The sequence below is a fragment of the Sinorhizobium terangae genome (assembly GCF_009601505.1).
Classification (GTDB): Bacteria; Pseudomonadota; Alphaproteobacteria; order Rhizobiales; family Rhizobiaceae; genus Sinorhizobium; species Sinorhizobium terangae.
In genome coordinates this window covers 1-12,173 of the sequence record NZ_WITC01000003.1, presented here as the reverse complement: position 1 = coordinate 12,173, position 12,173 = coordinate 1, and the positions used below count along the sequence as shown (strand labels likewise).

At 56.6% G+C, this 12,173-nt stretch carries 10 protein-coding genes and 1 tRNA gene; 5 read left to right on the top strand and 6 right to left on the bottom strand.

Annotation, left to right across the window (positions count from 1 at the left end):
- Positions 1–133: 133 nt before the first annotated feature.
- Entirely contained in the window at positions 134–2,185 is a 2,052-nt protein-coding gene (locus tag GHK62_RS00350; protein WP_153436391.1) for an acyltransferase family protein, read from the bottom strand.
- Positions 2,186–2,495: 310 nt separating this feature from the next.
- Here GHK62_RS00350 and GHK62_RS00345 point away from each other — a divergent pair, with 310 nt between their 5' ends.
- Entirely contained in the window at positions 2,496–3,233 is a 738-nt protein-coding gene (locus GHK62_RS00345) for a hypothetical protein (protein WP_153436390.1), read from the top strand.
- Here GHK62_RS00345 and GHK62_RS00340 read toward each other — a convergent pair.
- A complete protein-coding gene (locus tag GHK62_RS00340) occupies positions 3,209–4,699 on the bottom strand; it encodes a glycosyltransferase family 39 protein (RefSeq protein ID WP_153436389.1) in 1,491 nt (496 codons plus the stop codon). The genes GHK62_RS00345 and GHK62_RS00340 overlap by 25 nt on opposite strands.
- A 336-nt stretch (positions 4,700–5,035) precedes the next feature.
- Here GHK62_RS00340 and GHK62_RS00335 point away from each other — a divergent pair, with 336 nt between their 5' ends.
- Positions 5,036–5,725 (top strand): glycosyltransferase family protein, encoded by a 690-nt coding sequence (locus GHK62_RS00335; RefSeq protein ID WP_153436388.1) that lies wholly within the window; start codon positions 5,036–5,038, stop codon positions 5,723–5,725.
- Positions 5,726–5,825: 100 nt separating this feature from the next.
- Here the strand turns inward: GHK62_RS00335 and GHK62_RS00330 are convergent, their stop codons facing one another.
- Genes GHK62_RS00330 through GHK62_RS00320 form a run of 3 tightly spaced genes read right to left on the bottom strand, consistent with a single transcriptional unit; the run spans position 5,826 to position 8,389 of the window.
- Positions 5,826–6,728, bottom strand: a complete 903-nt coding sequence (locus tag GHK62_RS00330; RefSeq protein WP_153436387.1) for a glycosyl transferase — start codon at positions 6,726–6,728, stop codon at positions 5,826–5,828.
- Between the two features lie 58 nt (positions 6,729–6,786).
- Positions 6,787–7,518: a membrane-anchored protein gene (locus tag GHK62_RS00325; RefSeq protein WP_153436386.1), complete on the bottom strand. Its 732-nt coding sequence runs from the start codon at positions 7,516–7,518 to the stop codon at positions 6,787–6,789.
- 40 nt (positions 7,519–7,558) lie between these two features.
- On the bottom strand, positions 7,559–8,389 hold the full coding sequence (locus GHK62_RS00320; RefSeq protein ID WP_153436385.1) for a 3-deoxy-manno-octulosonate cytidylyltransferase: 831 nt from the start codon (positions 8,387–8,389) through the stop codon (positions 7,559–7,561).
- Positions 8,390–8,625: 236 nt separating this feature from the next.
- Here GHK62_RS00320 and GHK62_RS00315 point away from each other — a divergent pair, with 236 nt between their 5' ends.
- Together GHK62_RS00315 and GHK62_RS00310 are read left to right on the top strand one after the other, a co-directional pair.
- Positions 8,626–9,540 (top strand): glycosyltransferase family 92 protein, encoded by a 915-nt coding sequence (locus GHK62_RS00315; RefSeq protein WP_153436384.1) that lies wholly within the window; start codon positions 8,626–8,628, stop codon positions 9,538–9,540.
- A gap of 52 nt (positions 9,541–9,592) precedes the next feature.
- Complete coding sequence (locus GHK62_RS00310; RefSeq protein ID WP_153436383.1) at positions 9,593–10,561, top strand: mitochondrial fission ELM1 family protein; 969 nt, start codon at positions 9,593–9,595, stop codon at positions 10,559–10,561.
- A gap of 26 nt (positions 10,562–10,587) precedes the next feature.
- Here the strand turns inward: GHK62_RS00310 and GHK62_RS00305 are convergent, their stop codons facing one another.
- Positions 10,588–11,433, bottom strand: coding sequence for a glycosyl transferase (locus GHK62_RS00305; protein ID WP_153436382.1), 846 nt, complete (start codon positions 11,431–11,433; stop codon positions 10,588–10,590).
- Between the two features lie 471 nt (positions 11,434–11,904).
- Between GHK62_RS00305 and GHK62_RS00300 the strand changes: the two genes are divergently transcribed.
- Positions 11,905–11,979, top strand: a tRNA-Glu gene (locus tag GHK62_RS00300).
- The last annotated feature ends 194 nt before the right edge of the window (positions 11,980–12,173 follow it).

The following is a 12,173-nucleotide window of genomic DNA, read 5'->3' as shown; positions in this document are numbered from 1 at the left end:
ATCGTGCTTTCCGAAAATCGGGTCCGATTTTCGGGCCGATGCGCTAGAGGAGCGAAATGGGCCCATCGGTCGATGATTAGACGACAAACACGCGCACGCGTGTCATTTCGGCGTCTTCCTTGAGCGAGGGCAATCAAGATCTCGGTGCGGAGACCCAAGATTGGGCACCCTCTCGCACTATGTGCAGCACGGGGTGGAAGAGTGCCGAGAGACTTTCCGCGCCTTTCGCAGACAGGTGATCTCCGTCCCTGTAGAGAACGGTGCCCTTACGCATAACGTGACACTTGGCGGCGTCGCACATCACACTCATCGGATCGACGACCAAAGCTCCGCTGGATTTTGCCGCTTCCTCCAAAACTCGCCGAGCCAGTGCTTGGCGCATTTTCGTGTAATCAAGAGGAGGAGCTATGTCGAGCGAGCGCCCCGAAACAACGGCTCGTGCGAGGGCTTCGGGGACTTCGTATCCCATCTCTGGCACATCCATCACCAGAACCGCCTTCGTTCCCTGCCGAGCGAGCTTCGTCAACGTCGTGTTGAGTCCCGCCTTGACCGGCGCGGACCAATCTGTCCAGGAGGGTTTGACGCGAGGATCAAAAAAGACGCCCTCGCCTGGAAGCCCCGCCCGGTGAACGTACTTCGGCCAATAGCCAACCATGAAAACGAAGGCGAACTTCTTCTGCTCAATCAGCGACATCACGGCGGAATTGTGCTCGATACACCGCTTAACCGCTGCCGGACGACCGAAATCCGTATTCGGCAAAGGCGGGCACGATGCGCGCCCCACGAACATGCCCGACATGCCCATTTGACGAGCTGCAACGTCGATTGCCGGAGCGATGGCCGCGGCATGAGAATCGCCCCATACAAGGAACTGCGGCTCGCTTGCCGTCTCGACGCCCACCCTGCAAAGCTTCCCTCTCCTTATCTGCGCCGGTGTCAATCCTTCTCCATTTGTGTCGGCGAAACACCGCGCTGAAGAGAATCGGCTCTCATCATAGGTGGCCTGGTAGAGCGTGCGGGCCTCTTCTGGCAACCTTTGGGGAATGCCTTGCAGACCGTTTACGATGCTTCCGAAGACGACCGCCGAACCAATCGCAGCGCTGCTCACGCCGACGATCGCGCCGCGCGAGGATACCAGTCCGCCATACCGCGCAGGCTGCTCGACGAACTTCCACGAAACGTAGGCCAGCGCGAAGGACATCGCCACCGCGGTCAGCGCCCACCCGGTTGTCAGCTCGTGGCCGAGGCCATAGCGCAAGAACACAATTGTGGGCCAATGCCAGAGGTAAAGGGAATATGAGATGCGTCCGATGAAGACAGAAACGGGATTACCTAGAAAGCGCGCGATCAACCCGCCTCGACAGTGCGCATGGATCACGAGGGCCGTACCGAGGCAGGGCACGGCGGCATGGGGACCGGGAAAGGGCGTATCAGGAGAATAGGTAAAAACGGGCAGCAAAATCGCCAGCAGCCCGAGTGCCGCCAATGCCTTTGACCCGCGGGCCGCATAGGCCGGACGCGGAGCAATGGCAACAAGAGCTCCGGTCAGCAACTCCCAAACGCGGAAATGGAGCAAGTAGAATGTCTTTTCCGGAGCGTGTGCGACCCCCCAAGTGCTGGCCCCGAAGGACAGGAGTGTCACCACCAGCACAACCGTGAGAATGTGCCTGCGTGCGAATTTGTAGCCAAGAAATACGGCGACGGGAAAAATCAGGTAAAACTGCTCTTCGACAGACAGAGACCAGGTGTGAAGCAGCGGCTTCATCTCTGCGGCGACATCAAAATAACCGCTTTCGCCACGGAACAGAATGTTCGAAGTGAATAACGCAGCCGCCTGGACACTATCGCCGAAGTAACGGAACTCTTGCGGCATGAGCAAAAACCACGCCGCCACGGTCGAAACCGCGATCATCGAGAACAAAGCCGGGAAAATACGCCTCATCCGCCGGAGATAGAACGCCCCGAAACTGAAGCTGCCGCGCTCGAGCTCTGTCAGGATGATCCTCGCCATGAAAAAGCCGGACAGGACAAAGAAAACGTCAACGCCGACGAATCCTCCGGAGAACGACCTGAAGCCTGCGTGAAAGAGGAGCACCGGCAAGATCGCTACGGCGCGCAGACCGTCCAGGTCCGGCCGATATTCGAAGCTCTGATGGGTTCCTGCCACGCTGCTCCCCGTTGCCATGACCTACCGCCGAAAGCCAGAGCGTTTACGTTCACCGCGGAATGGTGCGGTGCTCTCCCTGGGACACCTGCGCGAATCTATCGATGATCGGCGTGAAGCGCTCGAAATCAAATAAAGACGGCCAAATTGTGCGTTTGAGAGGTACCCATGCCTTCTTGGGCGTGACCGCCAGAAGGTTCGAGATATTGCCACACTGGCCTCCCAAAGACGATGACGCGGCGGCGAATGGACACTTAGCCGAGCTTGTGCGAGAAATGGGATGACAGCCGCTAAGTAAATCTCGCCTCGATACCTGGTCAATGGATTCGCGATGACGATTGAACCTGACGCGCTTGAAACACTGCGGGAAAAACACCGTCGCTGGCTCTCGCGGCTCGGGATTCTCGATAAGCCGTGGTTGATCCTCGGCTCCGCGCCGGACCCCACGATACCGCCGGACCTAATAGGACATTGCGCACGCGTCGACGTCAATAACTCGGGCAAGACAGCCAACGCACTCGGTCTGCCACCCGCCGATTTGACGTTCCGAAAACGGAAGAAGTCATGGGAAGAGCATCCCTATGTAAGGACGAGAGGGCTTCTATGGCTCCATACGAAGCCTCTTTGGGTGATGTACCTGAAACTTCTTTCAATGCCGCGCGTGCGTTACAAGAGCCTGATGCGCGCCACCAAAGATGAGCGCGAGGCGATCGTCGAAGTCGTGAGTGGCGGGCTACCCCCTGATATTGGAGAGTTGGGCAAAGTGACGAACGGAGTTGCCGCCGTCTGCTACGGACTTTTCATGGGCGTGCCGTCTGTGACCCTCGCGGGGTTCTCAGTCACGAAGATGGGCCATTCTTACGACGATAAGGGGAGAATTCGGCGGCAGATCGCTGAAGACACCTTCGTTCTGACGCGCTTGAGAGATCGCGGAAATGTCTTCACGACCGAGTTGGAGCTCTCTGAGCATATCGGCCTGCGTTTCGTTCGGGATAGAAGCGACATCGCCGCCAACATGGACGGCTCGATCGGGCCGGACCGGCTTCACCGGAGGTCCGCCCAAACATAGGCAAAGGTGTACACGTCGCCCGGGCGCCCAGCGTTGTAGGGAACTGAGATGATCGTGGGCTTCGAATCGGCCATTCGAGCGAGCATGGATTCCAGCAGGGCCGCAATGCGAGGAGGAATCGCTTCTCGCCCGCTACTCTCTGCCGACCAAGCAGCCATAATTCGCCCTGCCGGGAGCCGTTTTTCCGCCCCTTGAGAAAACCCGGTCAGTATAATCGGGGTGTCGGGAAACTGAATCCTGAGGTTGCCCGCCACGATCCGGTCGTCGACTACAATGGCGACCGGGGGCGGGCCGGCCTCAGCGCGCACAGCGTGGGCGAAACCGTTGTAAGGCGTGTGTGCGAAAGAATAGTCGCCGATCATTGGACCGATGAAGACCCTTGCCCAAAGCATCAGGATGACGCCGACTGAGAGGACGCCCGCTATCGAAAGGAGCGCGGGCAAGCGCCGGGCGGGATTCAGACCTGCGGCATCGATTTTGAGCGTCAGATAAAGCGGGAGAAGCGCCGTAAAAAGCGCCAGCCACTTCGGACGAATGTGGGTCGCACCCATTGCGACCACGATGAACGCCACCATGACGAAGCAGGCAAGAAGCATCCTGCCGACCACCCTCGTCCATAGACTTTCGGCGCGCAGGATCTTCCCCAGATCCGCAAAGAAGATCGACCCGAAGACGGCAAGCGTCAGTGCGACGCCCTTGAGTGCCGCAACCGTCAGGGAGACAAGCCCCTGGATGGCGTGCGGCAGCGCGCTGCCCGCCCCCTCCTTCATCTCGGCCACAGTGACACCCGTGGCATGGCCTATATTGTTGACGATCCAGAAGGCATGGGGTGCCACGATTACCGCGCAAACTGCAGCCGAAGCGAGTACACGCCAGTCAAACAAATGTTTGCGCAGCGTCACTTCCGGCAAAATGGCAAGCAACGCCGCGACCGGGAGTATCACGAAATTGTATTTCGAGATCGCCCCGAGCCCTATGGCAACGCCGACGAGCAAGTAGTCGCCAAGATTGGGCGGTTTCTTGAGAGCTCGGAAGAAGCCGTAGAGGAAGAGCGACACCGCAAATAGCGCTGCGACGGTGTGGGACAGGTCGCGCTGCGACAGAAGGAAAACCGGCGGTAACGTCAGCACACCCAGCACCGCCACCGCAGGACTCAACTGGCTTCGGGAGAGTACACGCGCGGTAAAGCCGTAAAATAGAAGGAAGAGGAACAGAAGAACGTTCTTTACGACAGTCAGCGACGCGACGGAGATTCCAAATAGGGCCACGACTCCGTATTGAAGCCAATTGTAGAGGGGCGGCTGGGCTCCGTATCCGAGCAGCAGATATTGAGAGAGCAGAGCCTGCTCTGACTCATCGATCTCGAGCGAGTCCGGGCGCAGAATTTTCAAGACGATGCTTAGCAGGCAATAACCGGCAATCAGAACGTACAAGAGATCCGGTCTTCGCACCAGGAGACTGCGCATTCCCCCTCCCCATCGTCCTCGCCCATACTGGTCGCAATAGCACGGGCAAGCGACAAGCTACTAGGCGAAGTTCGAGGAATTTGCCAGACGCCCTCCTGTGGCTGTGAACTACAAAGCGCAAAATTTCGCTTCATTGGCAGGACGAGACAATGCGACACGGAAGCACTGTCGCCGGCGAACGTTATCCGCTGCCCCAAGGCTTCACGCCGACGCCTTTTTTGGATAAACCGGATATCGGGACGAGACGCAAATCAAAGTCAGTTCAAGTCGTTTCGCCGCATAGAGGAACAAGCCAGGCCCAGGACGTTTTGAAGCCTACCTATAATCGGAGGTGTAATGACGCAAAATGCTCACATTTTCATCGGCTTCGATAGCAAGGAAGTCGTTGCCTATCATGTTCTTTGCCAAAGTATTCTGGAAAAGAGCTCCATCCCGGTCTCGTTCACGCCGATATCCTTGAACAACGTCGAGAGGATTTTTACACGCGAGCGGAATCCTCTCCAATCTACCGAGTTTTCCTTTTCGCGATTCCTCGTACCTTATTTGAGCGGCTACGAAGGTTGGTCGCTTTTCGTTGACTGCGATATGCTGATGCGAACTGACATCGCCCAGTTGTGGGAGTTGAGAGACGATCGCTATGCCGCGATGTGCGTAAAGCACAACTATGTTCCGAAAGTCGAAACGAAATTCCTGGGGCAAGTCCAAACCAAGTACGAAAAGAAGAACTGGTCGAGCGTGATCCTGTTCAACAATGCCAAGTGCCGAAAGCTGGATCTGAACTACGTCAACACTGCTACTGGGCTTGAATTGCATCAGTTCAAATGGCTGGATTCCGACGACCTTATCGGCGAACTGCCGCCGAGTTGGAACTGGCTCGTCAACGAGTACGAATACTCGCCGGATGCAAAGCTTGTCCATTTCACAGATGGCGGGCCTTACTTCGATGAGTACAGGAACGATGACTACGCCGAGGAGTGGTTCGCTGCACGTGATCGCGTTCTTCATGTGACGCAGCGCTCGGCTTAACCGCAGCACCATGAGCCATTTTCATCGGGGCGGTGGAGACGAACTGCCGCCCCGATCTCAGTTCTTCGATGCACCTTCCGCTTCCAATCCCCGCTAAAGGTCAGTCAGTTTTTGCAAAGGTGGGGTCGTAGCCAAAGCCCACCTCGATGAGCGCCGAGACAGGCGAGTAATTTGCAATCTCGATGCCGCTTTCAACGGCTATGCTCCGGGCCATTACCAGATGATCGATAATCCACTTTTGGGCCGTGATGATGCCCGAATAGGCTTTATCGGTTGTTTCATAGTACCTGGGCTCATCGGCATTACTGATGTCGATCCCCACGAACCCGATCACGCGAGGCTTCCAGGCGACAGCAAACTGTGTCGCTGAAACGGCCACTGAACCTGCTTGGAAGATGCCGGCGGAGGGATCTTCAGAAAACCCTATCGCACCATCCTCGCTCAGCCTTACATGGGACCGCTTGCGCAGTTCCGCGGCGTCTCGGCGTGGCAGCCCATATGGCTTTCGCAAGTTATCGATCAATATGATCGGCTTGTCTCGCAACCATGTGCTGTCCAATTCACAGATTGCCCTTATGACGCTCACTGACAAGAGACACACGCATCCGGCCGGGATCCGCTTCATGAGATCGAAGTGTCTCCATACGAACCGCTCGTCTTCAATTGCGACTGCCAGAGGCTTTGCTATTACGGCGGGAAAAAGATGCACCGCGCCGTTCAAAAGAAGGCAGGAATACTCCTCTGCGCGGGTGAGGTCGCATTGCGCGATCGAGGGACCGGAGCCGACGATAAGCACCCTCGAGGATTTTGCCTCCAAAGCGCGTGAGCTCGTGAGATGTCCCACCAACTTGCCCCGATACCGGATCGCGCCCTTTCGATCTGCAGTCGCACGCTCGATCTTGAGGCCGGGAAACCAGTCCTGCACATGTGCCCTTGATCGTCCTAACAGCAGGCGGACGGCGATCTTGATGCAAGAACGGGAAAAGGGACGGTTTGAACGCATTGATTTCCTATCGCAGGCGTTGATCAGGCAAATGCAGCAACGTAAGTTTCAAGTAATTTCAGCGGCTTGTAGCGGTCCACAATGGTATACCCAACTCTTCCGAAACCGATGGATCCGCCGTGAAGACCGGGCGCCCCTCACTAACCAGCTTCGAAACGAGGACTTTGTCCATGTGGACATGAAGTCGAGTCAGGCCCGCTGAATTGTAGACATGGCCCGTTGAGTTCGGGTTTATCCCGGTTATGATGACGGCGGGGGCTCCGTTATAAAGGGCAAAGAGAACCGCGTTCATTCCATTTGAGCATTTGGAATCTGCGTCCATCTCAAGGGAACGCAAATTCGCCACGCGGTCCAGCAACGCCATCCGCTCGTAGCGATCAACGATCTCCAGTCGGTCGTATTGATAATCGAACGCCCGCAATCCCTCCTCCAGCCGCGCGCGATCGTCCTTTCGCCAGAGAAATACATAGAGCGTGCCGGTGCGTTGTCTCGTCAGCACACGCCTGACTTCAACCGCGTTCGGGGTGGTTCCTTCGACCTGGTTGAACATCATCATCGTTATGTCAGGCGCATCGACGCCCCACTTGGCGATGACCGATTGCGAGCCGTTCACGGTAATGATCCTGAAGCTCCCGTCCAATCCGGCCGGCTTATGGGACACAGGAGCGGACCCGACGACCACAACGGGGCTATTGAATCGAAACGGGGCAGCCGGCGGATCCGGGCGTATGATGCGGTACTTCAGATTTCGGTATATGCGCTTGCGCGCGTCGGAGACCCATGACCCCATTTATCCTCACCAGAAATCGGCACTTGCCAATGTAATACTACTACACCTTCGTTTTCTTCAGAAACTTCGGCTTCAGCCGTCGTAGATATTCGTCAATGGACCGCAATACGTTTGTTAAAGAAATTAACTTGTCAACTTGCGCATCGGTCTGGCTCAGTCGCGACGACAAGACTTCGGCGATCGTCGAGGAGATTTCAGCAGCGGGCAACTCCGGGAAACGCGAAGCGAGTGAGTTGTAACTGTTTGTCGAGATACCACCATGCATTGTCAGTTTGCCCACTCTTGCAAAGAGGCGCAAGAAGACCTGCTCGAAAGTCCAGTCGTGCACAGCCACCACCCGCCACTTTTCGCTGCGCTTTGCCGAGAAGCCCGCCAGAACGATCTCGGCCGGAAGTGCCTGGTCCACCAGCCACAGGGCGATGGCGAAGCCGCTCGTAGGAACTTTATCCTGCGGATAAAAGTCAGCGCAGAAGCCCGTCAAGTCCAAATGTCCGGTGGGCGTTCCCAAGTAATCCGAGCTTGTGTTCAACCTCTCGCTCGCGGCCAGGCGGATGTTCATGATACCCAGGAACTCCTGGGGCGCGAACAGCTTGAGGACGTCAGCGACTTCCTGTCGGTAGACGATGTTGGCGCCTCGCGGTTGAGCGCGTGATATCAGTAGGGAGCGCCCGGAAAATTGTTCGTCAAGAACCTTGTAGACCTTGTTGAAGAATACAAAGAGAGCCGTCCGCGGGTATTCGGCCTGAAGTTCCTTGACGCTAACCTCGTCGCTGTTGGCGACGAGAACGATGTGTGAGAACGTGGAAAACAGTGCACGCCATTGCTCCGTTGTCGTCAACTTCTTCGTCGTTCCGGAAGCGGGAAAGTCCATGGACACCCATCCCAACCTTAACGTGCTTTCAGCGCGCTTTCTCCATATTACCGAGGCTCGGATTCGAAGTCCGGCTCGCCCCATCTATAAATGGTGATCTATCCAAATCAAAGCAGCACAGTTGATAAGACCAGAAAATGCATGTTCAAGTAGGCGCAACGTTCCTCATCCTTCTGCGCCGACCTAGGGTGCGGCCAACAAAAGAGCCACTCCATGTTAGCAACCAAGGGTCGTAGATGTTTGGACTGAAGGCTAATCGGCATCTTACTAGAGAACTTGCCATCACACCTCCGCCAGCAGAGTTGAGCCGGCACGGCATTGCGATCGTCGCCTGCGTGAAAAACGAAGCTAGCTACATCGAGGAGTGGGTGCGTTTTCACCAAGCCGTCGGGGTTCGACATTTTCACATCTATGAAGACGGCTCGACTGATGGCACGCGCGAGGTGCTTCAGCGGGCGTTGAAGCCCGAGGAACTGACTGTCGTCCCCTGGAAACTTCGCATGCGGGATGAGGAAAGTGGTGAGTTTTTGAACGGGCAGACGATTGCCTTCGCACATGCGATTCTAAACTTTGGCGGCAGGTACGATCGTATGGCGTTCATCGACGTCGATGAATTCTTGCTTCCCAAGAAAGGCCGGACGTTAGAAGAAGCCCTGCGAGGAGCAGGCGGATTTCCGAATATTTCCTTGCCGTGGCACATGTTCGGCCATAGCGGTCACGTCTCGCGACCAGCAGGGCCCGTATGCCTCAATTACAAAATGCGGGTCTCCGATCCGATGCAGCAGAACCTCGACGCAAGTAATTTCAAATGCATTGTCGATCCGGTCGAGGTCACGAAAGTGGGCGTGCACCACTTTCAAACACGTTCCTATGGCGACAGAACCGCAAATGATGCGGGAAAAGTGGTACCAAGGAATAAGCGGAAGGCTGCCGAATTTTACTCTGCAGAGTTCGTACAGCTCAATCACTACTACGCGAAGTCGATCGAGGAGTTGAAGGAAAAGACAGACAGAGGCTGGTCTTTCGATGGATCAACGGCGAAATACCGAAACAAGGTCGCTACCACCATCAGGTATATCGAAACCAATGTCGTCGAAGACCGCGGCATGCTCGAATTCATCGACAAAAATGGGATCGATCTCGGTCAGTAAGCCGGCGCAAGGCACGCGCGGTACAAAATAGCGTCAGATTCGGAGTTCAGGTTTGCAAGACAACGACGACAAGGCGACGAAAGCGTCGGAGCGCTGCGTGTGGGCGGTGGCAGAAAGCAAGGCGGGAACGCTTACGCAGTGCCTTGGCGTTGGAAAGGAGTTTCACCACGAGCCGGTCGTCAAATTGATCAGTCGGGCCCGCGGCTTGAGAAAACTGTTCGAACCCAGGCTCTTTCGCAAAAGGGAACAGCGTCCCGAGCTGGTAATCTCCTGCGGTTTTCGGGCAGAACCCGCAGTTCTTGACATCAAGGCGGCCTATGGCGGCAAGCCTCTGACCGTGCACCTCCAGCGGCCGCGCATCGAAGGATATGATCTCGTCTTCGTCTCTCGCCACGATTGGGTCGACGAATTGAACGAGCGGCCGAATTATCATTCGATGGTCGGAGTACCGCATCAGATCACCTCGGCGCGGCTGGCACCTCTTAGGGATGCCGCGCGCAGACGTTTGTCGCCGGACGGGCAGCCAATAGCTGCCGTCTTCGTAGGCGGCTCGAATGGCGCATATGTTTATGACGACAGAACGCACCAGAATATAAAGAGCGCCATCGAGCAATTGGAGAAAGAAGGCTGGCGCATCGTTGTGTCGGTCTCACGCAGATCTGAAGACCACACTCAGCAGGCCCTGTCGGCACTCAACAGCGAAAGCATTGCCGTGTGGGACAGGCGAAGCGAAAACCCCTACCTCGACTATATGGCCGCCGCCGACGCCTTCGTGATCGCCAAGGACTCGATCACAATGCCCTGCGAGGCTCTGGCGACGGGCAAGCCGGTCTTTACGCTTGACCTAACCCCCGTCGTGGGTCCGCGGCTGGACAAGTTCGAGCGCTATCACAGGGACCTCAACGAAACTCTGCAGCTGACGCGGCCGTTCAAAGGAAAAATCGAACCCTACAGCTACGAGCCACTCGACGAAACGCGCCGTATCGCCTCGGTAATCCGTTCGCAGCTCAATCGCCCGTAAGACCTCAAGTGCGGCCATCCGCACGCCTATTCGCGCCAGTGCTCGGCCACCCAAGGCGTCGGACGAATATAGTGCCGCAGGTACTGCAGCGCGCCCTTGTTCTTCCTTTGCTTCGGATCGAAGACACCCGCTATGTGCTTGAACGCCGTCTTATGGGGAGCCTTGGTTCCATATCGCCCTTCGATCGCGTGCTGTGGGTGCAGACCGCGCGGGAAAATAATGACACGCGCATCGCTCGGCAGACGTGGAGCAAGAAGATAGTTGAGCGGGAATGGCCAACGGCAGTCCTGGCGAAAGTGGAGAACCCATTTTCGTGGAAAGAATGTTATCCCCCCGGGCGCGTTGCGGCTTACGAAGCGTTGCTCGTAACGGTACTCGTCGGCCACACCCTGTGGATCGGATCGAAACCTTTCCTGCAGCGGCACGAGCTTCCCAACCGGAAAACGGAAGAGTGACGTTTGCCCTAGGCGCTCAAAGGGCGTCGTCTGATTTCTCGTCATGACGATGTCATCCGCCTCACCAACCTCAAAAAAACCGTCGAGAGAGGAAACGATCACGAGATCCAGATCGAGAAAAAGAACTGGACCTCTCAGCTTTCCCAACGTCGCCCCCCAGAGTCGGGCCTTTGGCCAGATGCCTCTGGTATTTATCGGCATGTTCTCCACGTCGAGTGGCGGTAGGTCCTCGCAACTTATTTCCGGGTTCAAACCTGCGCGGTTGTCGGTAAAGCAAGTGAAGGTGAAAGGCGGCGTAATGTTGCGAGCCACCATCGCGTAAAGTCGATTTATGAACGGGGCTCCATACTTCGTTCCCCAATTGATGCAGATCACTTGTTTAACGCCGCCGCTGGCTGCCAACACGCTTGTAGTCATTTGCTCCATTCCTAGCCGGCTGCGCTTTTCCGCAGCATCTTTTTGCTTGCTCTCTCAAGGAGGCCGACGCGGCCGCGGTGGGTGAGTACGAGCGAGTTGCACGATGTAATTACTTGCCAGCCGCGTCTTCGCCAAGACTGCGTGTTTCATTCAAGTAAGCATCCGCCGTCGCGCGGTAAGGATTATGGCCTGAGAGACAGCGGCTCTAGTTCTTCCTCGTGATACAAGAAACAGTGCCGGCACTCCGGTGGGCACGGCTGCGGTGGCGTCCGCAGGCCATTGGAAGCACTGGAAAGGATGGGCCGGAATGTCCCCGAGAAAATGTTCCCAAAGGTGGTGGCACGCCTGCTGGGCGTGCCACTCCTCCCGTTTTCCCAATTATTGTATGTTGCCGAGTGATTTTTACCGTCGCCGCTCGCGCCGGGGCTTGGGAAATCCCAAGGCTTGAGCTATATGTGCAATTCGTCCCGCGCGCCCATCGTCTAGCGGTCAGGACGCCGCCCTCTCACGGCGGTAACACGGGTTCGAGTCCCGTTGGGCGTACCAATCCCATCTCGCTCTTGACGCTAAACATGGCGCGACGAACGCTCGCGGCTTGATGACGTCGAACCACTACAAGTTTTCCGCAAAAATTTGAATTTAATGGCTCTTCATCACTTGCGGGAATCCGAGGCGCTTACTATAAGCCACGTCGTCTTGGGCGCCCATCGTCTAGCGGTCTAGGACGCCGCCCTTTCACG